The sequence below is a fragment of the Pontimicrobium sp. IMCC45349 genome, from assembly GCF_047219225.1.
Classification (GTDB): Bacteria; Bacteroidota; Bacteroidia; order Flavobacteriales; family Flavobacteriaceae; genus IMCC45349.
This window is the reverse complement of sequence record NZ_CP178208.1, coordinates 1,153,063-1,179,905: the sequence shown is the minus strand read 5'-3', so window position 1 is coordinate 1,179,905 and position 26,843 is coordinate 1,153,063. Positions and strand designations below refer to the sequence as shown.

Sequence of the window (26,843 nt, the reverse complement as noted above, 5' to 3'; positions counted from 1 at the left end):
TAGATTAAAAATGGTACCTAACAAACGCTTCCATTGCGGCATAATTTGCTAATCCTAAATCATTATATTTTTCAGCTGTAATTCTATTTCTGTCTTCAACTCTTACCCAAAATTCTCTTGAGTCATCGCCTTGAAACATAACACCATCTTTTTGCGATTGGTGATAAAATATAGCATGACGTTTTTTAAGCACTTGATCTGGGCTCATTGGTACTGCCATTTCTATTTGATATGACTCCCATTCGTGCCATGCACCACGATATAACCAAACCCAACAATCATCCATATATGATTTACTCTTTAGTTTATCTAAAGCACTAAATAAAGCGTCTAAACAAACTTTGTGAGTACCATGTGGATCTGCTAAATCACCAGCAGCATAAATTTGATGAGGTTTTATGTCTTCTATTATTTTGCACATAATGTCTACATCATCTTGTGAAAGGTTATTTTTTTTGATTGTCCCTGTTTCGTAAAAAGGAAGGTCTAAAAAATGAACATTGCTATCTTCTAATCCTAAATATCTTGTAGCAGCTAAAGATTCTCCTCTTCTAATCATTCCCTTAAGAAGTCTAGTTTCTATAGAATCAATATCATTGTCAGTTTTTTGTTTTAGGAAGGATATAATACTTTTAGCTTTTTCAGCATTAGAGTTTAAAGCCTCTGCAATTTCAGCAAATTTTAAGGCTTCTTCATCAGAAACAGCAATGTTACCAGATGTTTGATAAGCTATATGAACTTCGTGTCCTTGTTCTACAAGTCTATCAAAAGTACCTCCCATTGAAATAACATCATCGTCTGGATGAGGACTAAAAATAATAACACGTTTTTTTGCAGGATTTGCTCTTTCTGGACGGTTTGTGTCGTCGGCATTTGGCTTACCTCCAGGCCAACCTGTAATAGTATGCTGAAGTTTATTAAACATTTTAATGTTCAAATCGTAAGCAGTTCCCTCATCGGTTAACAGCCCAGACATACCATTATCATTGTAATCTTTATCTGTTAGTTTTAGTATAGGTTTTTTAGTTAGTTCGCTTAACCACACTACAGCTTTTAGTTTTAAAGCTTCACTCCAAACACAAGATGTTACCATCCAAGGTGTTTTAACTCTAGTAAGTTCTGATGAAGCTCCTTGATCTAATACAAAAGTTGTATTGTTATGTTCTTGTAAATAAGTAGCAGGAACATTAGATGTAATTTCACCTTCAATAGTTTCTTTTATAATTTGAGCTTTGTTGCCACCCCAAGCTAGTAATACAATTCTTTTGGCACTTCTTACAGTCCCAATTCCCATTGTAATAGCTTTTCTAGGGACATTATCTATACCTAAAAACGCAGGTGCAGCATCAACTCTAGTAATATGATCTAAAGTAATACTTCGAGTTCCAGAATTAAAGTGAGAACCAGGTTCATTAAATCCAATGTGGCCAGTTCTACCTATTCCTAATAATTGGAAATCTAAACCACCAACAGCTTTAATTTTTATTTCATAATCAATACAATATTGATATAAATCTTCATTGCTAATTTTACCATCTGGAATATTAATGTTTTCAGGTAAAATATCTACATGATTAAAAAGATGTTCATGCATAAAATAAAAGTAACTTTGAATATTACTTTTGTCCATTGGTAGATATTCATCAAGGTTAAAAGTTATTACATTAGAAAAGCTTAAACCTTCTTCTTTGTGCATTCTAACAAGCTCTTCATAGACTTTTATTGGAGAAGAACCTGTAGCAAGCCCTAAAACACAGGGTTTGTTTTGGCTATTTTTTTCTCTAATTAAGTCGGCAATTTCTTGAGCAACTAAAATTGAAGCTTCTTTTGAGGAATCAAAAATTACATTGTGAATTTTTTCAAACCTATTATCTTCAAACTTTCCAGCTTTAGTGTATGCAATTTTTTTGTAATCAGCAATTTCCACTGTGTTTAATGTTTTAGTGTTAATGTTTTTAGGTAAAACAAACGGGAAAGTAACCTAACTAACCCGTTTGTTGTGAACTAATCAAAATCTACTTATGTAAAAAAACCAATTTATTAAAAGTTTGATCCGCCAGTGTCCCACCATAATCTAGTTCCAGCATTGTCTGGTCCTCCTAAAAGAGTTACAGCACCAGCTACACCATCGGCGTTTGTAGATAATTCACTATCTACAAAAGGAATCCTTCTAATTTGAACATCTGTGTCAACAACACCAGCACTTTGGTTGCTAACTACAGGGAAAATTTTAGGATATCCTGTACGTCTAAATTCACTCCAAGCTTCTTGTCCTTCTGGGAACATAGCAATCCACTTTTGAGTGATTATTTTTTCTAGTTTAGTTTCATTGTCGTCTGCTCCATTCCAAGCAACAGTAACATTGCTTAAAGCTGCAGCATTGTTTGCTGGATTTACAGGGTCTACATAATCCATTGCTGTAGAAGTGTTATCTGCAATATAAGCTGCAGCACCACTTGCTCCATGTTGATCAAAAGATGTTTGAATTCCCATTTCATAATTTGCCTGCGCATCTCCAGCTCCTGACCATCCTCTTAAAGCAGCTTCAGCTTTTAAGAAGTAAACTTCAGCTGTAGTCATTAATTGTACTCTTGGAGTTTTAACTGCATCATCCATAGCAGAGAAGCCGATATAATCAGCTTTTTGAGCTAGCTCATCTGCATATCCTGGTAATAATGGTAACCCATTTCTAATACCTTTAAATTCGCCAGCATAATCAGCCGATGTATCAAAGTAGCTATCTACTCTTGAATCACTATAACCAACTAATATTGATTCCATAGAAGCATTCATTCTAATATCTCCCCAAGAGTTATCAATAACAGATAATGGATGATCTAAAGTTCCATTAACGAAGAAACCATCATCATTTGTTTCCATGACACCTACAGGATGATTTAAAGCTTTTTCACCTTCTATTTGTGCTTTAGCAGGATCTACTTTTGAAATTCTTATTGCTAAACGTAATCTTAATGAGTTTGCTAAACGTACCCATTTAGAATAATCACCTCCATATGATAAATCAAACTCTGAGAAACGAGTACTTTCTAAATCAGCCATTAAATTTGTAGTAGCTGTATCTAAATCTGAGAAAAACGCATTGTATGCCACTTGTTGAGAATCATAAACTCCTGGGTTTTCTAAGTCACCAAAGTTTGAATAAACAATAGGACCAAATACATCAGATACACGATGCATAGCTTCAACTTTTAATATTAAAGCAACTGCATTTAATGTTGGGTATTCATCAGCTGTCAAATCACTGATTGATTTAACATTATTCATAACGTTAGAATAAGGAACACTCCATATAAAATTGTTCCAACCACTAACTAAGGCATAGGTTGTGTTATTTGAACCTGCGACAAATGGTCTAGGGTTTGTCATATATCCAGAGTACACATCTGCATTTAAGTTTTGTTGTAATTGATAAGACCAAGCTGGTGTATATTGATAAATACTCTCAAAGATTGGTTTATATTTTGAACCTACATGCTGAAAATCTACTTCTAATTGCTCTTCTGAGATGTTTCTAGGATTGTTGTTGTAATCTTCTAAATCACTACAAGAAGTACTAACTAGAGCTATTACAGCTGCGTATGTTAATAGTTTACTTATATTTTTCATGATGCTAATTTTTTAGAATGTTAAGTTAATATTAAGTCCCATGCTTCTGCTAGAAGGAAGCCCTAAAACATCTACACCTTGAAGTGCGTTTCCTGTACTTAAAGATACATTAGGATCATGAGGTGCATCTTTATAGAAGAAGAATAAATTACTACCTACTAAGGACGCTTTTATTCTTTTAAAGAATGAGTTGTCAGACAATTTGAAATTATATCCTATAGCCATTTCAGCTAATCTCACATTAGTTGCGCTATATACATACTCACCTGTAAAACCATTTCTACCACCAGCAGCACCATAATATTCTTGAGCTGTTAAAGTTGAAGGGTTACCATTTAAGTCAACTACGTTTACAGTTCCGTTAGCAGTTTCTCTTGCAGAATTATTACTGAATCCTTCTACAATTGCTTCTGTCATACTTACAGTTTCTCCACCAAACTTTCCATCAATCAAGAAATCTAATGTCCAGTTTTTATAATCGAAAGAGTTATTCCATCCTAATGTGAAATCTGGGTTAGCGTTACCAACTTTAGTTAAACCGTCAACAGTATTGTCATCGTTCATTACTAAAGCACCACTATCATAAATAGGTGTGCCGTTTTCGTCTCTTCTTACTACTTGCGCATAAATATCTCCAAAAGAACCTCCTTTTACTAAATAAGATCCGAAAGTATTAACCCCTTTTGCAGATAATGTAAAGAAGTCAGTAGGAATTAAACCATCTACACCTTCTTTTGCAATAGACTGAATTTCATTTTTGTTAGTTGCAAAGTTTATATTAGTTGTCCAATTAAAATCATCTTTTTCAATAATTTTAGCAAAGATTGTTGCTTCAATACCTCGGTTTAATATATCTCCAGCATTAAGTCCAGCTACACCTGATGGTACAATAGTTGTAGATACTGGTACTGCAAAGTATTGATTGATTGTACTTGTACGATAGTATCCTAAATCAATTCCAAAACGGTTATTCATAAACTTCCATTCTGTACCAATTTCAAATGAACGTTGTCTTTCTGGTTCAGGTGTTGTTCCTGGGAAAGGTCTTATTGGGTCAGTATTACTTACACCTCCACCAAAATTAATTGCTCTATTTGGTGCTATTTGATCTGCTGCGAAACCATTTCCAACTTCAGCATAAGATGCTCTTAGTTTTGCAAAAGACACTTTATCTCCTAAATCAAATAATTCACTTAAGACACCTGTTACACCAACAGATGGATAAAAGAATGAGTTGTTAGACTCAGGAAGAGTTGATGTCCAATCGTTTCTAGCCGTTAAATCTACATAAATCTTGTCATTGAAACCTAAAGTTGCGCTAGTAAATAGTGAGCTTCCTCTTACCTCAAATGAGTTTTGAGTAAAAGCAACTTGAGGATTGGCATTGAAGTTTTGATAAGCAAATACATTGGCATATTGTAAACCTCCATTTGTTCCTGAATCAGCAGTAAAAGCTTCAGTAGTTGAACGTGTAGTACTAGCTCCTACTATAGCAGTTAATGAAATGTTTTCGTTAATATTTGTGTTGATGTTTGCTAATAAATCTCCATAATATTGTGTGAAATCATTTTCAAATACAATATATCTACCATTTGCTGGAGCTAAAGTAGCTTCAGTTGTAGCATAAATTTTTCTTTCAAATGCTTGTTGAGTTCTATCATAAGTACCTCTAGCTTGTAATGACAACCAATCGTTTACTTGATAGTTTAAATTTAAGGATGTTAACAATTTCTGGTTTGTATCTTCAGATGCATTTCTATTTAAAATCCAATAAGGGTTTTGTTCTATATCAGATGTTGCTCTAAACCAACGTTGTGCCATAATATTTCTAACTGGATCATATTCTTCAAAAGTTGAATAATCAGACAAACTTTCTGTGTCAGATTCAAAACCATAAACTCCTACTAATGGATTGAAATATAGTCCAGAAACAGGTCTGTTTTTAATTTTTTGAGTAGACGCCATTACACTAGCGTTTATCTTTAATTTATCATCAAATAATTGAGCAGTTTCTCTAACATTAAATGTATGTTGCTTTAATTTATTAGTTGGTAAAACACCTGAAGATGTTGTATTACTATAAGAGAAATATGTTTGCGCTTTATCTGTTCCTCCAGAAACTGTTAAAGAGTTAATATTTGTAACACCTGAATCTAAGAAGTCATCTACATTTTTTTGAGCTTCTCCATTGAAATCCATCATATAAGCAGCAGAATCAACTGTTAAGTTAGATGAAAAGTCAACTTTGAATTTTCCAGACTTACCACTTTTTGTCGTAATTAAAATAACACCATTTAAACCAGCACTACCATATAATGCCGAAGCAGATGCACCTTTTAACACAGTTAATGATTCAATATCATCAGGGTTAATTAAAGATAAGGCGTCACCACCATCTTTATTACCTCCATTTATGTCACCAAAGGTATCACCTGGTTGACCAGATGTTGGGTTTGATAAAGGGATACCATCAACTACGTAAAGCGGTTGGTTGTTTCCAATAGAAGAGTTACCTCTTAAAGTTACTTTAACAGAACCACCAGCACCAGAAGCACTACGCGTAATATTTACACCTGATACTTTACCAGATAAACTATTAATTGGATTAGTTTGTTTTGCTTTATTTAATTCGTCTGCATTAATATCTTGAGCAGCATAGGTTAAAGATTTTCTAGTCTTTTTAATACCTAAGGCAGTTACAACAATTTCACCTAGTTGTTCTGCATCTTCTTCTAGTTGTACATTAATTACATTAGAGTCTCCAACAGTTACTTGTGTAGTTGTCATCCCAATGAACGAAAATGTAAGTACATCACCAACTGAAGCAGTTAATGTGTAATTACCATCGAAGTCAGTTTGAGTTCCGTTAGTAGTTCCTTCTACTAGCACATTTACTCCTGGTAAAGGAATTCCATCTGCTTTAGAAGTAACTGTTCCCTTAATTTCTTTTTGCTGTGCAAATGCATTATGCACTGAGAAAAATAGAAAAGAAAATAAGAAAACCAATTTTAAATTGTGTTTCATAATTGAATTGTTTAGTCTTTTAATTTGACTCCAAATTATCTAAATATAAAATTGATATAAAAAAAAATATATAAACGACATGATTTAACACATAGACAACACCTATTTATAGCTAAGTGATTTCGACTTTATAAAGAATTGATTATTTTATTGTTAATTAATTATTATATCACTAAAATTGTTAAGAATAATTAAGGATTTAACAATATTTAATAAATAATAAGCTATTCTTTTTTTCAATAAAAAAATAAGAAATACGATACCAGTTAGATACCATATCATCTTCTGGATAGGCTATTTTGCATTTAATGTAATTAGATGGGGAAGTTATTTTAATGACTATTGGTATTCTATAAAGTCTAACTTAGTTGAGTTTCCTATACATATTATTATAGTTTATATAAATGTGTATTTTTTGATTCCTAAGTATATATTAAGGAAGAAGTATAGAGCTTATATTGGGTATTTAATTTTAATACTAGTTTTAGTTTATTTGGTAAGAACGGGATTAAACTATCTTTTAGTTACAAAAGAAATATGGCCTGAAGCTGAAGATACTGGTAGATTTTTAGAACTTAATCATGTTATTGCAGTAATATTGGGTGAGCTTTATGTTATTGGATTTGTAACTGCTATTAAATTAGTGATTGACTGGTCTATAGAAAAGCGTAGAAATGAAGATTTAGCAAAACTTCAATTAAGTACAGAGTTGAAATATTTAAGAACTCAAATTCAACCGCACTTTTTCTTTAATACACTTAACAATTTGTATGCCTTGGCTCTAAAAAAATCTGATAATGCACCTAGATTGGTGATTAAGTTGTCTGAAATGATGCAATACGTTCTTTATGATGTTAACGATTCTAGAGCTAGTTTACTTAAAGAAATAAATCATATAAATAACTTTGTAGATATTGAACGATTAAGATTTGAAAATAGAGTTGAATGTGAAATTGATATAACTGGAGATATTGAAGATATAGAGGTGCCTCCTTTATTATTATTGTCTTTTGTGGAAAATTGTTTTAAACATGGATTAAAAGATAATGATAAGGTTTTAATAAATATGAGTTTTGAAGTAATTGATAAACATTACTTAGAATTTAAGTTGTCAAATAACTTTAATCCTTCAGCAAATATTAGTAGTAAACATGGAATAGGAATTGCAAATTCTAAAAGAAGATTGAATTTATTATTTTTTAATGATTATATTTTAGAAACTAATGTAAAAGAAAATAATTATAATCTTTATTTAAAAATTCCAATCAAATGAAAATTAAATGTGTAATTATAGATGATGAGCCTTTGGCAATTAATGTAATTGAAGATCATTTAAAGAACTTTGATCATATTGAAGTAGTAGAAACATTTAATAACCCATTAAAGGCTTATGGTGTATTAGAACGTGAAAAGATTGATGTTATTTTTCTAGATATCAATATGCCACAAATGACAGGTTTTTCTTTTATAGAAAATCTAAATCACAAGCCACTAATAGTTATTACTACTGCTTATAGAGAATACGCTGTTAAGAGTTTTGAGTTAAATGTTCTTGATTACTTAGTAAAACCAATACCTTTTAATCGCTTTTTAAAAACAATAAATAAAGTTTACCAACAGGTTTATGTGTCGAGTGCTAGTGGAGATGCAAATCTTCAGCAAGAGCCACATATATTTTTGAAAGTAAATAAAAAACTAGTAAAGGTTAACTTAAACGATATTCTATATATAGAAAGCCTTAAAGACTATATTAAAGTAATCACTAAAATAGGTGATTATGTAGTGCATAAATCACTTTCTGCTATTACTGAAGAACTCCCACAATCAAATTTTATTAGAGTACATCGTTCCTATACAATTTCAATAAATAAAATTGAAGCCATTGAAGGGAATACTGTAGAAATAGCAAATAGAAAGATTCCTATAGGTAGAAACTACCTTAAAATTACAAAAGAGCGCATTTTAAATACTAACGACGAAAACTAAACTAATACAACATGTCAAATTCAAACAATCAAACGTCATCAGGCAAAAACAACAATTTAATTCCAATAGTTATCATTGCTGGATTATTTTTCATTTTTGGTTTTGTTACTTGGATTAATGGAGCACTTATTCCATTTATGAAAACAATTAACGAGTTAACCGATGCACAATCTTATTTAGTAGCTACTGCATCGTATATATCGTTTGTTGTAATGGCTTTACCAGCTTCTTATATCTTAAAGAAAATTGGTTATAGAAAAGGAATGTCTTTAGGATTAATTGTTATGGCAATTGGAGCTTTAATTTTTATTCCAGCTGCTGGAGCAAGAACATATTGGGTGTTTTTAACAGGTATTTTTGTTCAAGGAATAGGAATGACTTTACTGCAAACAGCAGCAAATCCATATATAACAATTTTAGGGCCTATTGAAAGTGGCGCTAAACGTATTGCCATTATGGGTATAGCTAACAAAGTTGCTGGTGCATTGGGTTCTTTAATTTTTGGAGCACTATTATTATCAGGAATAGATGAAATAAAAGATAAATTAAGTACAGTTTCATTAGAAGAAAAGAATCAATTACTAGATACCATGGCAGATAGTGTTGTAACACCTTATATTGTTATGGCTGTTATTTTGGTGTTGTTAGGATTGTTAATAAGAAAGGCACCATTACCTCATGTTGAAGCAGAACCAATTGAGGAAACTAATGAAGGAGAAACTACAAAAACAAGTATTTTTCAATTCCCTCATTTATGGTTGGGTGTTTTAACATTGTTTGTATATGTTGGTGCCGAAGTAATTGCTGGTGATACAATAATAGCCTACGGAATATCACTTGGTTTTTCTGCAGAAGATGCTAAGTTTTTCACGACATTTACTTTAATGGCTATGGTTGCTACTTATGCTCTTGGAGTGTTCTTGATTCCTAAGTATATAAGTCAAGGAAAAGCATTACGAATAAGTGCAGTTTTAGGAATCATTTTTACAATTTGTATTTTATTTACTAGTGGTTTTACTTCAGTACTATTTGTAGCAGCTTTAGGAATCGCTAATGCTTTAGTTTGGCCAGCAGTATGGCCTTTAACACTTCAAGGTTTAGGAAAGTTTACTAAAACAGCATCAGCTTTATTAATAATGGCAATATCAGGTGGAGCAATTATTCCTCCATTATACGGAAGATTAGTTGATAATAATAAGCATGAATTAGTTGCTAATGGAATTGCTGATGCCGAAGCACTTTCTACAGCGTCTACAAGTAGTTATTGGATACTTTTACCATGTTATGTTATTATTCTTTATTATGCTTTAGCAGGTCATAAGTTAGGATTGAAAAAGAAGTAAGATGGCCAAAAGAATTGAATCTGTTGATTTTTTAAGAGGGTTCACGATTGCAGCTATGATATTGGTTAATACTCCTGGTACGTGGAGTCATGTATATAAACCTTTATTGCATGCTGAATGGCATGGATTAACACCAACAGATCTTATTTTTCCATTCTTTTTATTTATTGTAGGTATATCAATATACTTTGCTTATAAAAATAAGTCTAATTCAGTCGAGACTTATAAAAAAGTAATTATTAGAAGTTTAAAACTTATTGGCTTAGGATTAGTTTTAAATTGGTTTACACCTTATTTTCCTTTTATAGGTGAATGGGAAACATTAAGATTTCCAGGTGTCTTACAGCGTATTGGAATTGTCTTTTTTATTTCCGCAGTTCTATACCTTAACTGTAGTTGGAAAACAATTTTAGCAATTAGTTGTTCAGTATTATTAGGCTATTGGTTATTCCTTGGTTTTATGATTTTACCTGAAGGGATAAGTCCTACGTTTGATAGAGCGCCAAATAATTGGGCAATGTATATTGATTCTAACTTGTTAGGTAGTCATATGTGGAAGACTGACTACGATCCTGAAGGTTTTTTTAGTACTCTTCCATCCATTATAAGTTGTTTGTTTGGAATATTAGTAGCTAGGCTTTTAGATAATCTTAATAATAGAGTTTATTTGTTATTTGGAACAGGATTATTACTTCTAGTTTCTGGATATATTTTTAATATTTGGTTCCCTATTAATAAAGCAATATGGAGTAGTAGTTTTGTGTTAGTTACAAGTGGTTGGGGAACACTTATACTAGCTATTATATATTATTTTACAGATATTAAATCAATTCAAATAGGATCAATGCTTAAATATGCAGGCATGAATGCTATTACTGTATATTTCTTATCAAGTTTTATTACAAGTATTTTTTATCAAGTTAAAATAGGAGAGAATGATAATATTCACTCTTGGATATACACCACTATTTATACTCATGATTTTATGAGTGATAAATTTTCATCTTTATTATACGCATTAACAGTAGTAGCTTTTTATTTGTTATTAGGTTACATTATGTATAGAAAAAAGATATTTATTAAAGTATAAGTGTTTTAATAACAAAAAAACGCGAAACATAAGTTTCGCGTTTTTTATTATTTATTTAGAAATAAATTAATCAGCTAAAAGGATTACTTTATTGTCTTTCATTTCAATAGTTCCAGAATTGATAGCTAACCAAGTAGCATTACCTTTTTTCTCAAACTTAGCTTCAACCTCTTCTTCTAATTGAATATTTCCAGAGATTTTCACGTATCCATCTTTTAAAATAGAAACGATAGGCGCGTGATTGTTTAACATTTGAAACTCACCATTCACACCTGGAACAGCAACTGAATCTACTTCTCCACTAAATAAAGTGGCTTCTGGTGTTACAATTTCTAAAAGCATAGATTGTTGTTTTAATATTAAGCTTCAGCAAGCATTTTCTCTCCAGCTTCAATAGCTTCTTCGATAGTTCCTTTAAGGTTAAACGCTGCTTCTGGTAAGTGATCTAATTCACCATCCATAATCATGTTAAATCCTTTAATAGTTTCTTTAATATCTACTAATACACCTGGAATTCCTGTAAACTGCTCTGCTACGTGGAATGGTTGTGATAAGAAACGTTGTACACGACGTGCACGTCCTACAGCCATTTTATCTTCTTCAGATAATTCTTCCATACCAAGAATAGCAATAATATCTTGTAATTCTTTATAACGTTGTAATAACTCTTTTACGCGTTGTGCACAATCATAATGCTCATCACCTAAAATATCAGCCGTTAAAATACGAGAAGTAGAATCTAATGGATCTACCGCTGGGTAAATACCAAGCTCAGCAATTTTACGAGATAATACTGTTGTTGCATCTAAGTGAGCAAACGTAGTAGCAGGTGCAGGGTCAGTTAAATCATCCGCAGGTACATATACTGCTTGTACAGATGTAATTGATCCTTTTTTAGTTGAAGTAATACGCTCTTGCATAGCACCCATTTCTGTTGCTAATGTAGGTTGGTAACCTACGGCAGATGGCATACGACCAAGTAATGCAGATACCTCAGAACCAGCTTGTGTAAAACGGAAGATGTTATCTACGAAGAAAAGTACATCTTTTCCTTGTCCATCTCCAGCTCCATCACGGAAGTATTCAGCAATTGTTAAACCAGATAATGCAACACGAGCACGTGCTCCAGGAGGCTCATTCATTTGTCCGAATACGAAAGTAGCTTTAGAGTCTAACATAGCTTTCTTGTCAACCTTTTGAAGATCCCAACCACCTTCTTCCATAGAATGCATAAAGTCATCACCATATTTGATAATTCCAGACTCTAACATTTCACGAAGTAAATCGTTACCTTCACGAGTTCTTTCACCTACTCCTGCGAATACTGAAAGTCCACCATGTCCCTTAGCAATGTTGTTAATTAACTCCTGAATTAATACTGTTTTACCTACACCAGCACCACCAAATAATCCAATCTTACCTCCTTTTGCATAAGGCTCGATAAGGTCAATTACTTTAATACCTGTAAATAAAACTTCAGTAGAAGTTGATAAATCCTCAAACTTAGGTGCTTGTCTGTGAATTGGAAGACCATCAGCATCAGTTTTTGGTAAATCACCAAGACCATCAATAGCATCTCCAATTACATTAAAAAGACGTCCATAAACATCTTCTCCAATTGGCATTTGTATTGGAGCACCAGTTGCAACAACTTCAGTTCCTCTACTTAAACCATCAGAAGAGTCCATTGCAATAGTACGTACAGTATCTTCACCAATGTGAGATTGTACTTCAAGTACTAATGTTGAACCATCAGGTCTGTTAATTTCTAACGAATCATAAATCTTTGGAAGTTCAGCACCAGAACCGAATTCAACATCGATTACTGGACCTACTATTTGTGCAACTTTACCTGTAACTTTTGACATTACTTATATGTTTTTGTTTTTTGCTAAAATATTTAATGAAAAATCAGCTAGATTTTCGCGCTGCAAAGATATATTTTTTAATTAAAAAAATGATAGATTTTTAATCAAAATATTTAGGCATTAAAAAAGCCCTTTTTTTACATACCTTATTGATATATTGTAAAATAAAAAACCCAGAACATAATTCTGGGTTTTTTATAAATATGATATTTTGTTTATTGTAGCATTGGCGAATAGTTTGTTGGGTAATCACCAGCTTTAGCTAAAGCACCAGATTCAACAAAGTTAGAACCAAAAGATATGTCCATTGCTTCTAAAAATTTGTTAGCCATTAAAGCATATCCTCTAGCAGTTAAATGAATTCCATCTAAACTTACTAAACCTCCCATCACTAAATCAGTTGACATAATAAATTCATCAAACTCAATACCAGTTGTAGAAGCTTCAATTAAAATAGCATCTAAATCTAATAAAGCTAAATTTTCATTTGAATTTGCAAGTGCCATAATAGTATTATTATAAGCTTGAGTTGCTACAGCTATATTTTCTTGTTCTTCTGGAGTTAATACCCAATTATCAGCTAAAGGAACTGCAACACCATTTACAGATAAAGGGTTGTTTGGGTCAGCTAACGTTCCAATAAAAGAAGAGCTAGGTAACACTAATAAATCGTTTGCTGTTGCTTGTCTGTAACTAGGTAAACCTAGTCCAGATAAATCTGTTAAATCTTCATCAATAATAACTACAGCATTTTGCCCTTCTGCAAAATTAATTGTTCTTTGAGCTCTTTCTTCGGCAGATATAAATCCAAAAGATTCAGCTTGTAATAAACCACCATTGTAAGGTGCATAACCTTGATTTACTGCACCAGCAGTAGCTGCATCTAATGGTACAGGGTTGTGCGGTACTGTAGTAAAATGTGGTAAGTATATAATACTAGGTACAGTAGCAATTACACCCTTAGATCCATTTGATGATAAAGCAGTTACCATTGTACTTACTACTTGAGCAAATACATTAGGATCAGTAATATCATTACTACCATAAGTAGCAGGGTCAAGGTTTCCAGTTTGATCAACTCCACTTCCTCCAGAAGTAGCATAACCTAAAACATCGTTACCACCTATTTCTGAAATTGTAAAAAATGTTGGATTTTGTGCTAAAGCATCTTCTAGTACGCTTGCGTTAGGGTTAGAAGCCATTCTTACAAAGTAAGGGTTTGCAAAACTACCTATTCCAGCAATATTACCATAACCATTAGCAACAATGTGGAAACTTTTAGCACCTGGAACTCCCATATTATTAAAAGGTCCAGACAATATGTTTGATACTTCAGTAGTTGGAGCAGCAGGTAATAAAGCTGGTCCAGCACCATCAAAGTATAAACGAGGAGCTGCAATAGGGTTACCTCCTAATAGCAATCCACCTACATTATCGTTTGTCCAAGGCTGATTAAAAGTACCTCCATTTGCTTGGGCAAACATTTGCGACATAATATTAGGAAATGAATTTTCTTGACTTGCCATGAATAATGCATTGTCTGTAAATCCAGCAGTAAATGATGCTCCAATAGCAACATAGTTTGATAAATCTGCGCTACCAGATGTTAAATCAGGAGCAATTATTTCTTCAGGAGCGTCAACAAAGTCTTCAGGGTCGTTACAAGCTGTAAAACTTACTAAAACAGCCGATAATAAAATATATTTGATAGTTTTCATTGCGATAATTTTATAGGTTATTAATTGTCCAAGAAACATAATACTGTGATCCAATAAATCCAGTACCAAATGCAGTAAAGTATTCGTCTCCTAGAAGGTTAGTTGCTCCAGCTTTAAATGTAGATTTTAAGCTAGGAACTTTTAAATTAATCTGAGCATCTACGACATGGAATTCTGGTACGACACCATTACCAAATGTAGCTTCCCAAAAATAATCGTCACTAAATCTATATGCTATGTTAAATCCAAAGTTTTTAAATAGCTCAGTATTTCCAAAAGAAGCTTTGAATTTATGCTCTGGGGTGTTAAAGTTAGTTGTGAAATCTGGGTATTTTTCTTGGTCAAAGTCTAATTTTGCATAAGTATAACTTCCACTTAAATCAAAATTACCAAAAACTTTAGTAGATACTGATACTGAGGCTCCATAAGAGTTAACTTTTGCTTCAGAGTTTGTGTAAGTGCTATATGCTTGACTATCACCATTTGCTAATGCAGCTATTGATAATGAACCATCTCCAGCTGTACCATATAAAGGAGATACAACTACTTCTTGAGAAATAAAATCTTTATAGCTATTATAATAAGCGCTAAAATCAACAGTTATTTTTTCAAATTTACCTCTATAACCTACTTCTCCTGTTGTGATTTGTTCAGGTTTTACTAAGCTAGGATTTGCGACTTCTAAAACCGAAGGGTCTCCAGTTTCAGCTAATGCTAATGCAGAACTAGCTGTATAAGAGTTATTGTAAGCGGCAGCACCAGTTTGATTAACAACAGCTGGGACACCTAATTGTTGTCCAGCACCACTTATTTGATAGCTTCTAGAGTATCTATCTAAGTTTTCTGGAGCAGCACCTACAAGTATAGCTCTACCAGCATCTAAGCCAATGAATAAGTCTTGAGTTGTAGGGTTTCTAAATCCTGTTTGAACAGATGCCCTAAGGTTGTGATTTTTATTTAAAGTTAAACCTGCAGAAATTCTTGGAGAAACGAAACCATCAAAAAATTCTGATTTATCATAACGAGCTGAACCTGTAAGTTTTAATTCCATGTCATTGTTTAACTCTAAACTTTTTTGAATTTGAGTATAAATACCAAATTCAGAATAATCAATTGTACCGTCATAATCAGTATAGATTGTTCCGGAAGAGTTCAATTTATATTTTCTATAAGAACCACCCACTTGGATATCTGCAAAGTCAACTAAATGGCTAAAGTTATAATTAGCATCTGCATGATAATATTTTGATTCATCTTGGAACTTAGAACCTGTAGATAAATTAGGGTCATTTACACTTCTATTAAAAGCCGCAATAAATTCTGGTGAACCAGGTTCGTAGCGCCCTGTGTCTGCTTGAGCTCTTGCTAAAGCATGTGCTTGTTCGTCTGTAGCACCACCTAATGTAGCACCAGCATAAGTGTTAATGTATTCCCCAAACCATTGTTCATCACTTTTCCAAGCTCTATTAATATTGATTCCTGTAAATACCATATCGTATGAATCACCAGCATTATCGGAAACAACATAACCTCTCAAGAAGAAATTATCGTTTTTTAATTCAAGTTTATGTTGTTGTTGTCTAAAGTTAGCAATACTATATCTATTAGTTCCTTGGTAGATTGTTGTTCCAGTACCAACTTTTCCTTGATAGCTTATTTCAAAATCATTTTCCCAAGGACGGAAATATAATCCCCAATCTGCTTTTACACTTTCTGCATTATAATCGGTTAAATCTCTTTCATTATATCCAGTTCTACTTACAACCACATCAGGTATAATACCTAAACCTCCAGAAGCTGCTCTAATATTAGTTGCTACTTCATCTCCATATACATTAATTCCATCATAATTTACATTAGATGCTCTTGTACCACCAACAACAGTTTTGTCTACTTCACTAGTAGCAGCCCAATCAGTACCTTTTAGATAAGCAAAGTTAACCTTAGCTGCAAATTTGTTACTAAATTTATGAGCCATTCTAATACCAAAATCGGTATAGTTATTATCACCTGCTGCTTCTTGAGATGTAATTCCTTGTTTGTAATAAGCACTAATTCCAGCATGGTCAAATGGATTTTTACTTCTCATAAATAAAATACCATTAAAAGCATTGGCTCCATATAATGCTGATGAAGCTCCAGGAAGTAATTCTACACTTTGAACATCAGTTTCTATCATTCCTACTAAGTTACCTATAGGGAAATTTAATGCAGGCGTTGAGTTGTCCATACCATCAACTAATTGCATAAAACGATTGTTTGCAAATGTTGCAAAACCTCTTGTGTTAATTGATTTAAAGGTTAAACTATTTGTGTTTATATCTACACCTTTAAGATTTTCTAAACCATCATAAAAATCGGCTGAAGCAGTATTTTTTATTTCTTTTAATCCAAAGCGTTCCACAGTTACAGGCGATTCAAAAATACGCTCTGGAGTTCTGGAAGCAGAAATAACAACTTCATCAAGTTCGTTACCTTCTTTTAAAACAACATTTATTGTTTGGTTGTTTGATGTAACTTCTTGAGTTGATGATTCAAAGCCAACACTACTAATTTGTATTGAAAATGGAGGGTCTTGATTTACAGTTAATGTAAAGTTTCCGTCAAAATCTGTAACAGTTCCAGTTGTTGTTCCTACAACAATAACATTAGCACCAGGTAAAGGCTGCCCACTATCATCTGTTACATTACCTTTAACTGTAGTTTGTGCATAAGTTGACACACAAAATAGCAAGATAAAAATCTTAATAAATGTTCTCATATTGGGTGATAATTAAATTAATTGGTAAGCAATATATATATAAAAATAAAAAAAAACATGCATGCATAATACTTTTTCTCTAAAAAAAGAGATAAATATTATGAATTTGATAAAAGAATTAACCTAATGTTAATTTAAATTAATGAGAACAAACCTATATAAGAATTTACTCTACAGTAACTGATTTTGCTAAATTACGAGGTTGATCCACATTTTTATCTAACATTACTGCAATGTGATAAGATAGTAGTTGTAACGGAATAGTAGTTAACAAAGGAGAAAGAGATTCGATAGTTTCTGGAACCTCAATAACATGGTCTGCAAGTTTTTTAACATCCTCATCACCTTCAGTAACGATACCAATTATTTTTCCTTTTCTAGACTTAATCTCTTGAATGTTACTTACTACTTTTTCGTAATGACCTTTCTTGGTAGCTATGACTACAATTGGCATATTTTCATCAATTAAAGCTATAGGTCCATGTTTCATTTCAGCAGCTGGATAACCTTCTGCATGTATATATGAAATTTCTTTAAGTTTTAAAGCGCCTTCAAGAGCTACAGGGAAATTGTAACCTCTTCCTAAGTATAAAAAGTTGCTAGCGTCTTTGTAAATATTTGCTATAGATTTAACGTAGTCATCAGATTCTAAGGCTTTTTCAACTTTAGATGGAATCATTTCTAATTCAATTAAATGGTGCCTAAAGTCTGAACTAGAAATAGTTCCTTTTGCTCTAGCTAATCGTAATGCAATTAGAGATAAAACAGTAATTTGGGTAGTAAAAGCTTTTGTTGATGCTACTCCAATTTCAGGACCTGCATGAGTGTATGCACCTGCGTGAGTTTCTCTTGCAATAGATGAACCAACTACATTACAAACTCCAAAAACAAATGCTCCTTTTGACTTTGCTAATTTAATAGCAGCAAGTGTGTCTGCTGTTTCTCCAGATTGAGAGATAGCAATTACGACATCTTTTTCTGTAATAATAGGATTTCTATATCTAAACTCAGAAGCGTATTCTACTTCTACAGGAATTCTAGCTAAATCTTCAAATATGTATTCAGAAACTAATCCAGCATGCCATGAAGTCCCACAAGCAACAACAATAATTCTATCAGCATTTAAGAATTTTTTCATGTTGTCCTCAATACCTGCCATTTTTACTATAGCTTCATCACTTAATAGACGTCCTCTATAAGTGTCTTTTATAGCATGAGGTTGCTCGTAAATTTCTTTAAGCATGAAGTGTTCGTAGCCACCTTTTTCAATTTGTTCAAGATTCATTTGAAGCTCTTGAATATAAGGGTCTACAGTAGAATCGTCTTTAATTTTTCTAACCTTTACATCTTTACCTCTTCTAACTACAGCCATTTCTTCATCTTCTAGGTATATGGCATTATTAGTGTATTCTATAAATGGTGATGCATCACTAGCAATAAAGAATTCATCTTCCCCAATACCAATTGCTAATGGACTTCCAAGTCTTGCTACTACAATTTCATTTGGTTTATTTTTGTCAAATACTGCAATGGCGTAGGCTCCAACAACTTGGTTTAATGCTATTTGTACAGCTTTACCAAGTTTTATGTTTTCACTTTTTTTAATTTCTTCAATAAGGTTTATAAGTACTTCTGTATCTGTATCTGAAGTGAATGTATAACCTCTTTTAGTAAGCTCTTGTTTAAGGGCTTCATAATTTTCAATAATTCCATTATGAATAATAACTAAATCACCAGAATTTGAATAGTGTGGGTGAGAGTTAACATCGTTTGGGACTCCATGAGTTGCCCAACGTGTATGACCAATACCTAAATTACCTATAGTTGGAATTTCGCTTTCTAATCTTTTTTGTAAATCGTCAACTTTACCTTTTGTTTTAGACAGCTTAATGTCATTTCCATCATAAAGAGCTATTCCAGCACTGTCATATCCTCTATATTCTAAACGTTTTAATCCTTTTAATATAATAGGGTAAGCCTCACGATGGCCAATATATCCAACAATTCCACACATATTTTCTTAGTTATTAGGTTCTGTATAATAGATTTTGAGTTTTACTTTTTTGTCTTCATCAGATGATTTACTTCCATGAAGAATAGTACTTTTTGGGGTTAAGATTGCTCCTGAAGGAAAATTAGTGAAATTTTCTTCTTCATTTAACACATTATAATTGGTTGTAGAGCTAACATTTGAGGTAACAACAAGACCTAATTTTACATTTGATGAATCTCTAAGAATCATGTTGTTAATATGTTCAGTAACTCTTACTTTATATTTTTTAGAAATAACTACTCCTAACTCATCTTCTATTGTTTCTAGAGGAACTAAATGACGAAATTTACCATCATTAGAAGTTGTATTTGTAGTGACATCTAAAAAATGATCTATTAAAGGTAGGTTGTTCTTTAAGTCATATAAATAAACACGATTAGGGTCATTTTGAGAATTTAAATGGTCAACATAAAATTCTATATATGCTTCATTTACCAATCTTTTGGTTTCAATAATATTACCTGAATCATCGGTGCTTCTATATTCATTCATGTAATCATTGAAAGTATTTCCTTCTTCATCTTCAGTAAAGATGTCAATGATTGCCATTGAGCCTTCACCTCCTTTTAAGAACAATCTTTCATCTCCGTTAACAGGATCAGCGTCTTGAATTTCTTGCAATATTTGAGGATTAAACTGATTGTTGAAAATATTTACTCTATTTCCTGAAAAAGTCATTTCATATTCGCCTTGACGTTCTTCAACCTGTTCCTCGTCATTAATTGTAGAGGTTATGTCACTTGTGTAATACATAATAAGAGTAGATTTATCAGTATCAGATAAGTCTAGTTGCATTAATGTACCATTGCCATCTTCGCTATCAATTTTAAAATATAAACCTCTAAAGTAATCGTAAAAATTATTCAAGTTACTTAACTCTGGTTCGCCTTCTTTGGCAAATATTAAGTTTTCCCAAAAAACTTGATCAAAATTATCTGGTTGGTCAATTAAATTTAGTCTTATGCTAGGTACTAAACGAGATGTTTCTTCTTGTTCGCCATCTTCGTTTTCTTCGGTTAAAATTATGATTTCTTCGTTAGGAGTAAATTCTTCAACCGAATAAATTAACTCACCTTCAAGTTGAGTTGGACTAATAATATCATTTTCAGATGTTGCTCCATTTGAATAATACTTTTGAGATGTCTCAAAGTCTTCTGTAGGGTCAAAATCTCTTAAAAAATAATCACTTCTATAAATCGAAATATTCATTGGAGTGAAGTTGTTTTTAGGATATACTGAATCTAGTTCATAGACAACATTGTTTTCATCATCTAAGTCAATAGCAGAACTATAAAAAGGGATAGTTAGTATTACAGAGTCTAAAACCACGTTATCACCAAAAGTTGGGTCAATTTTTGAAGGTGTTAATTGACTTACAAAATTTACTGTAGTTTCACCAAAATCAGGATCATTATAAAAACCTAATAGGTTATCCGGAAGGGCGTTACTTTGAATTGGAGTTACTCTTTTATTATAAGTAATTACAGGATATGTTTGACTAGTTGTATTAAAATTGTCATCGCCAACTATACCTGTTCCAATTTCTGTAAAATCTCTTTCACAGGCTATAAAACCTAAACTAATAAACGCTAATAAAGCAATATTCTTTAAAACTAATTTTCTCTTTTTCATGTAAATAGTATAGTGATTTTATCCTAAAACCTTTGTGTTGTAGAATTCGGTATAAGCTTCTGCGAATTCTTCAGGGTACTTGTATTCTAATACTGGTTTTTCGCAATTTTCTAGATAATCTTCTAAATCTTTAGGAATATCTTTAGAACCAATAATTAAAGCATCAGAGAAATCAACAGCAACTTTCATAATATTATTATAAGAAGGTTCTTCTAACACTTTAATAGACTCTTCAGAAATATTATCAAACTTAATTTTGTTTATCATCTCTTTATTCAACGTTTGTTCAAAACTTTGATTGTATAAAGAAGTAACAATTTTACTGTTGGCAAATAAAGGTTCGTCTTTGTAGTACTCTTTTAAGTAAAGAGGCAATAAAGAAGCCAGCCAACCGTGAACATGTATAATGTCTGGAGCCCAGTTTAATTTTTTAACAGTTTCAATAACTCCCTTTGCAAAGAAAATTGAACGTTCGTCATTGTCTGGGAAAAGCACACCATCTTCATCTGTTAAAGTTGCTTTACGCTTAAAGTATTCTTCATTATCGATAAAGTAAACTTGAATACGCTCCTTTGGAATTGATGCAACTTTAATAATTAAAGGCATATCAAGGTCGTTAATAACTAAATTAATTCCTGATAAACGAATAACTTCATGTAATTGATGTCTTCTTTCGTTAATATTACCATATCGTGGCATAAATATTCTTATTTGACCACCTTGTTTGTTTACCATTCTTGGAGCTTCAAATGACATTGAAGAAATTTCAGTTTCAGGTAAATATGGTACTACTTCAGACGACACATATAGTATTCTCTTATCTTTCATGAGCTATTCTGCTTTAATTTTAGAATAAAAAACACGCAAAAGTACAAAATTTTATGCAGATTAACAGTAATATATTAAGTTTGCACGCTGTTAATTTTTTACTAAAAATGAGAGTATTAAAAACAAAAGAGGAAGTTTCTAGTTTAGTAGGTCAATTAAAATCTCAAAATTTAAAAATTGGTTTTGTTCCTACAATGGGAGCATTACATCAAGGTCATTTGTCTTTAGTTAAGTCTGGGCTTGATGTAAACAATGTTGTTTTTGTTAGCATTTTTGTAAATCCAACGCAGTTTGATAATGCTCAAGATTTAGAAAAATATCCAAGAACTTTAGATAGAGATGTGGAGTTGTTGCAAACTATTTCAGATTCTAAAATTATAGTTTATGCACCTTCAGTCGAGGATATTTATAGTGATAACGTTATATCAACTAGTTTTAGTTTTGATGGATTAGAGTTTGAAATGGAAGGGAGATTTCGTGATGGTCATTTTGATGGTGTAGGAACTATTGTTAAAAGATTATTTGAAATTGTTACTCCTAATAATGCTTATTTTGGACAAAAAGATTTTCAGCAATTACAAATTGTGAAAAAATTAGTCGAAAAATATGACATTCCTGTTAAAATTACAGGTTGTGAAATTTACAGAGAATCTTCAGGACTTGCAATGAGTTCGCGTAACGAACGACTAAAAACAGAGTATAAAAAAGAAGCGCCATTTATTTATAAAACTTTAAAAGCTGCCAAAGTGAAATTTGGCACAAAAAGTGCTAATAAAGTAGCGGAATGGGTTGAAAAAGAGTTTGCTAAAAATGATTTATTAGAATTAGAATATTTCATAATTGCAGATGTTGAAACCTTAAAACCAGTTAAAAGAAAATCTAAACAAAAAAAATATCGTGCTTTTATTGCTGCTTATGCAGATGATATAAGATTAATAGACAATATAGCACTAAATTAATTACCTTTGCCACATGCAAATACAAGTAGTAAAATCTAAGATTCATCGCGTAAAAGTTACTGGAGCAGACTTAAATTATATAGGTAGTATTACTATTGATGAAGATTTAATGGAAGCTGCCAATATAATTCAAGGAGAAAAAGTGCAGATTGTTAATAATAACAATGGTGCGCGATTAGAAACTTACGCTATTCCTGGCCCAAGAAATAGCGGAGAAATAACGCTTAATGGAGCAGCAGCACGATTAGTGTCTCCAGGAGATGTGCTTATACTTATAACGTATGCTTTTATGGATATTGAAGAGGCAAAAACTTTTAAGCCTTCATTAGTATTTCCAGACGAAGCAACCAATCTTTTAAAATAAACTTTGAGTAGTAGTAAAGCTAAAACCGTTCTTAAAGTAACACTTCCATTATTATTAGGTGTTGTTTTGATATGGTATTCTTTATCTCAAATTTCGTTTAGTGAATTAGTACAATATTTTAAAAAGGCTGATTATACTTGGATAAGTGTTGGAGTATTTCTAGGATTGTTAAGTCATTTATCTAGAGCTTATCGCTGGAAATTTATGATCGAACCAATGGGTTATAAACTTAGGTTTGCAAACAGCTCAATGGCAGTATTAGCAGCGTATTTAATTAATTATACCATACCAAGAGCAGGTGAAGTTTCAAGAGCGACTATTGTAGCTAATTATGAAGGTGTTCCTTTTGAAAAAGGATTTGGCACCATTGTAGCTGAGCGTTTAGCAGACATGGTTATAATGCTAGGAATAATCTTAGTAACCTTACTTTTAGAGTTTGAATATATCTATCAATTTTTTGCAGAACGATTTGACCCCATAAAAATTATAATTGGGTTGTTAGTTTTAGTATTACTTGGAGTAGTATTTCTTTACTTTATAAATAAGAGTAATCATAAAATTGCTGTCAAGATTAGAACTTTTGTAAAGGGGTTGTTTGAAGGTGTTACAAGTATTTTTAGAATGAAAAAAAAGTGGGCTTTCATTTTTCACACCTTGTTTATTTGGGCAATGTATTTGTTAATGTTTTATGTTACTTCGTTTACTTTAGTTGAAACTTCAGGAATTCCATTTGCAGCTATTTTAATAGGGTTCATCTCAGCAAGTTTTAGTATAGCAGCAACAAATGGAGGTATAGGCTCTTATCCTGTAGCTGTTTTTGCAGCTTTTTCCATTTTTGGAATCGCTAAAGAACCGAGTATAGCGTTTGGTTGGATTATGTGGTCTTCTCAAACATTACTTATTGTGATAGCTGGAGGATTATCTTTACTAGTCTTGCCTATTTACAATAAAATGTATCCTAAACAGCGAGATAAAGTATCTTAAACTTAACTTTATTTTTTTAGCTTAATTACTTAACTTGGCAAAACCAATCATAATCATTTTTAAAAATGAAAAATAAACTATTAACCTTATTTTTAGTAGCCTGTTTTAGTGTGTCCTATGCGCAAACTATTTATGAAGAAATAGATTCTTATAAATTAGGAGAAAACAGAGAGCTTAAGATCCAATTGCCAAGAAACTATAATGATAATATAGAAAAAAGTTACCCTTTGTTTGTGGTGTTAGATGGTGATTATATGTTTGAAATAGTAGCAGGTAATGTAGATTATTATTCATACTGGGAGGACATGCCAGAAGCTATTGTAGTTGGTGTAAATCAAGTTGATTCAAGAGAAAATGACTGTTATTATTCTGATCAAAACTATTTTCCAGTAGAGACTGGAGCTTCTTTCTTTGAGTTTGTTGGTATGGAGTTAATTCCATATTTAGAAGAGAATTATCGAATAGAAAATTTTAGAGTTGCTGTTGGTCATGGTGAAACAGCAAACTATATTAATTACTTTTTATTTAAAGATAAACCTTTGTTTCAAGGGTATATTTCTTTAAGTCCAGATTTAGCCCCAGAAATGACAGAAAATTTAACGGAGCGCATCAGTACTTTTGAGAATAAATTGTTTTACTATTTGGCAACAGCTACTAATGATATAAAACCGTTAAGAGAAGATGCAATAGCATTAGATACAGCTTTGAAAGGAATAGATAATAAAAACTTTTTATATAATTTCAATAATTTTGAAGGACCTACGCATTATTCTAATCCAGCTCACGCTATTCCAAAAGCACTAGAGAGTATCTTTTTTGTTTTTCAGCCTATTAGTAAAACAGAATATAAGGAGCGTATTTTAACTTTAGAGACTTCTCCAGTCGAATATTTATTGGAAAAGTATACAATGATTGATGAGTTGTTTGGCATTGAAAAACAAATTTTAGTAAACGATTTTAAAGCTATTGCAGCAGCTATTAATAAAAAAGAAAAGTTTGAATACTTTGAGGACTTAGGGAAACTTGCTCGTAAGCAGTATCCTGACACACTTTTAGGACACTATTATTTAGGACGTTTTTATGAAGAAACAGGTGAGCATAAAAAAGCAATGAAAACCTATCGTTCAGCTTATATACTTGAAGAAATAGGAGGTTATTCTAAAGATGAAATGATTGAAAGAGCAGACCAGATTAAAGCAGATTTTGGATACTAAATGGCTAAAGTAAAAACTACTTTTTTTTGTCAGAGTTGTGGCAATCAATATGCGAAGTGGCAAGGACAATGTACAGCATGTAAATCTTGGAATACTATTGTAGAAGAAGTTATTCAAAAAGCTGATAAAAGCGATTGGAAAACACCTACATCTGCTTCTAAACGTGTTTCAAAACCATTAAAAATTAAGGAGATTGACTCAGCTAAGGAGGCAAGACTTAATACATTTGATCAAGAATTTAATCGTGTGTTAGGAGGTGGTATTGTACCAGGATCTTTAACCTTGCTTGGTGGAGAACCAGGAATAGGGAAAAGCACATTGCTACTTCAAATTTCTTTAAAATTGCCATATAAAACCTTGTATGTTTCGGGTGAAGAAAGCCAAAAGCAAATAAAAATGCGTGCAGAACGTGTCAATCCTAATAATGATACGTGTTATATTCTTACTGAAACTAAAACCCAAAACATTTTTAAGCAAATAGAATCTCTTGAGCCAGAAGTGGTAATTATAGATTCCATTCAAACGTTACATAGCGATTATATTGAGGCTTCGGCAGGTAGCATTTCTCAAATTAAAGAATGTACTACAGAGCTTATTAAGTTTGCAAAAGAAACATCAACACCTGTGTTGTTAATTGGTCATATAACTAAGGATGGTCATATTGCTGGTCCAAAAATTTTGGAGCACATGGTAGATACTGTTTTGCAATTTGAAGGTGACCGAAATCATGTGTTTAGAATATTAAGAGCACATAAAAACCGTTTTGGTTCTACAAATGAACTGGGAATTTATGAAATGCAAGGTTCTGGGTTACGAGAAGTAACGAATCCTAGTGAAATTTTAATTTCAAAAAAGGACGAAGAATTATCTGGTAATGCTATTGCGGTTACCTTAGAAGGTATGCGTCCCTTGCTAATTGAAGTACAAGCTTTAGTTAGTACAGCAGTATATGGAACACCACAACGTAGTGCAACAGGTTTTAATGCGAAACGTTTAAATATGCTACTAGCTGTTTTAGAAAAACGTGCAGGTTTTAGATTAGGAGCAAAAGATGTGTTTTTAAATATTACAGGAGGCATAAATGTGGATGATCCAGCTATAGATCTAGCAGTTGTTGCAGCAATTTTATCTTCTAATGAAGATGAGGCAATTCAAAAAGATTATTGTTTTGCTGCCGAGGTTGGTTTATCTGGAGAAATTCGTCCAGTACAGCGTGTAGAACAGCGCATTTTAGAAGCAGAAAAATTAGGGTTTGCAACGATTTTTGTATCTAAATACAACAAGATTTCTTTAAAAAATACAGCTATAAAAATTCAATTAGTTTCTAAAATTGAAGACTTGGTTGGTTATTTGGTTTAAAATCACTTAATACAGCCCTCTATTTTCGCAAAA

General features: G+C 32.2%; 19 protein-coding genes. 9 read left to right on the top strand and 10 right to left on the bottom strand.

What is annotated here, in order from left to right:
• Positions 1-4: 4 nt before the first annotated feature.
• From nagB to ACLII3_RS05410, 3 genes are all read right to left on the bottom strand, one after another.
• The gene (gene nagB / locus ACLII3_RS05420; protein ID WP_412987893.1) at positions 5-1,921 is read right to left on the bottom strand and encodes a glucosamine-6-phosphate deaminase; all 1,917 of its coding nucleotides are present in this window, start codon (positions 1,919-1,921) and stop codon (positions 5-7) included.
• A gap of 119 nt (positions 1,922-2,040) precedes the next feature.
• A complete protein-coding gene (locus tag ACLII3_RS05415; protein ID WP_412987110.1) occupies positions 2,041-3,627 on the bottom strand; it encodes a RagB/SusD family nutrient uptake outer membrane protein in 1,587 nt (528 codons plus the stop codon).
• A 12-nt stretch (positions 3,628-3,639) separates the two neighbouring features.
• Positions 3,640-6,651, bottom strand: coding sequence for a TonB-dependent receptor domain-containing protein (locus tag ACLII3_RS05410; RefSeq protein ID WP_412987109.1), 3,012 nt, complete (start codon positions 6,649-6,651; stop codon positions 3,640-3,642).
• Positions 6,652-7,057: 406 nt separating this feature from the next.
• Between ACLII3_RS05410 and ACLII3_RS05405 the strand changes: the two genes are divergently transcribed.
• From ACLII3_RS05405 to ACLII3_RS05390, 4 genes are read left to right on the top strand one after another with little or no spacing between them, the layout of a single operon-like run.
• A complete protein-coding gene (locus ACLII3_RS05405; RefSeq protein ID WP_412987107.1) occupies positions 7,058-7,924 on the top strand; it encodes a sensor histidine kinase in 867 nt (288 codons plus the stop codon).
• On the top strand, positions 7,921-8,637 hold the full coding sequence (locus ACLII3_RS05400) for a LytR/AlgR family response regulator transcription factor (RefSeq protein WP_412987106.1): 717 nt from the start codon (positions 7,921-7,923) through the stop codon (positions 8,635-8,637). Before ACLII3_RS05405 ends, ACLII3_RS05400 begins: the two co-directional genes overlap by 4 nt.
• A gap of 11 nt (positions 8,638-8,648) precedes the next feature.
• Positions 8,649-9,980, top strand: coding sequence for a sugar MFS transporter (locus tag ACLII3_RS05395; protein ID WP_412987105.1), 1,332 nt, complete (start codon positions 8,649-8,651; stop codon positions 9,978-9,980).
• Between the two features lies 1 nt (position 9,981).
• Positions 9,982-11,070 carry an acyltransferase family protein gene (locus ACLII3_RS05390; RefSeq protein WP_412987104.1) on the top strand — a complete coding sequence of 363 codons (1,089 nt, stop codon included), beginning with the start codon at positions 9,982-9,984 and terminating at the stop codon, positions 11,068-11,070.
• Positions 11,071-11,136: 66 nt separating this feature from the next.
• On the opposite strand, the gene ACLII3_RS05385 is transcribed toward ACLII3_RS05390, so the two are convergent.
• The 7 genes from ACLII3_RS05385 to ACLII3_RS05355 form a co-directional block, all read right to left on the bottom strand.
• Positions 11,137-11,412, bottom strand: a complete 276-nt coding sequence (locus ACLII3_RS05385; RefSeq protein WP_412987102.1) for a F0F1 ATP synthase subunit epsilon — start codon at positions 11,410-11,412, stop codon at positions 11,137-11,139.
• Positions 11,413-11,429: 17 nt separating this feature from the next.
• The gene (gene atpD / locus ACLII3_RS05380) at positions 11,430-12,938 is read right to left on the bottom strand and encodes a F0F1 ATP synthase subunit beta (RefSeq protein WP_412987101.1); all 1,509 of its coding nucleotides are present in this window, start codon (positions 12,936-12,938) and stop codon (positions 11,430-11,432) included.
• Positions 12,939-13,153: 215 nt separating this feature from the next.
• Positions 13,154-14,656: a G-D-S-L family lipolytic protein gene (locus ACLII3_RS05375; protein ID WP_412987100.1), complete on the bottom strand. Its 1,503-nt coding sequence runs from the start codon at positions 14,654-14,656 to the stop codon at positions 13,154-13,156.
• A 10-nt stretch (positions 14,657-14,666) separates the two neighbouring features.
• Complete coding sequence (locus tag ACLII3_RS05370; RefSeq protein WP_412987098.1) at positions 14,667-17,417, bottom strand: TonB-dependent receptor; 2,751 nt, start codon at positions 17,415-17,417, stop codon at positions 14,667-14,669.
• A 166-nt stretch (positions 17,418-17,583) separates the two neighbouring features.
• Positions 17,584-19,431: a glutamine--fructose-6-phosphate transaminase (isomerizing) gene (gene glmS / locus ACLII3_RS05365; protein WP_412987096.1), complete on the bottom strand. Its 1,848-nt coding sequence runs from the start codon at positions 19,429-19,431 to the stop codon at positions 17,584-17,586.
• Positions 19,432-19,437: 6 nt separating this feature from the next.
• Positions 19,438-21,102 (bottom strand): DUF4270 domain-containing protein, encoded by a 1,665-nt coding sequence (locus ACLII3_RS05360; RefSeq protein WP_412987094.1) that lies wholly within the window; start codon positions 21,100-21,102, stop codon positions 19,438-19,440.
• Positions 21,103-21,120: 18 nt separating this feature from the next.
• The gene (locus ACLII3_RS05355) at positions 21,121-21,930 is read right to left on the bottom strand and encodes a glycogen/starch synthase (protein WP_412987092.1); all 810 of its coding nucleotides are present in this window, start codon (positions 21,928-21,930) and stop codon (positions 21,121-21,123) included.
• A 107-nt stretch (positions 21,931-22,037) separates the two neighbouring features.
• Here ACLII3_RS05355 and panC point away from each other — a divergent pair, with 107 nt between their 5' ends.
• From panC to radA, 5 genes are all read left to right on the top strand, one after another.
• Positions 22,038-22,889 carry a pantoate--beta-alanine ligase gene (panC, locus tag ACLII3_RS05350; protein WP_412987090.1) on the top strand — a complete coding sequence of 284 codons (852 nt, stop codon included), beginning with the start codon at positions 22,038-22,040 and terminating at the stop codon, positions 22,887-22,889.
• A 13-nt stretch (positions 22,890-22,902) separates the two neighbouring features.
• Positions 22,903-23,253, top strand: coding sequence for an aspartate 1-decarboxylase (gene panD / locus ACLII3_RS05345; RefSeq protein WP_412987088.1), 351 nt, complete (start codon positions 22,903-22,905; stop codon positions 23,251-23,253).
• Between the two features lie 3 nt (positions 23,254-23,256).
• A complete protein-coding gene (locus ACLII3_RS05340; RefSeq protein WP_412987086.1) occupies positions 23,257-24,237 on the top strand; it encodes a lysylphosphatidylglycerol synthase transmembrane domain-containing protein in 981 nt (326 codons plus the stop codon).
• A gap of 65 nt (positions 24,238-24,302) precedes the next feature.
• On the top strand, positions 24,303-25,451 hold the full coding sequence (locus tag ACLII3_RS05335; protein ID WP_412987084.1) for an alpha/beta hydrolase: 1,149 nt from the start codon (positions 24,303-24,305) through the stop codon (positions 25,449-25,451).
• Positions 25,452-26,810, top strand: a complete 1,359-nt coding sequence (gene radA, locus ACLII3_RS05330) for a DNA repair protein RadA (RefSeq protein WP_412987082.1) — start codon at positions 25,452-25,454, stop codon at positions 26,808-26,810.
• Positions 26,811-26,843 lie beyond the last annotated feature (33 nt).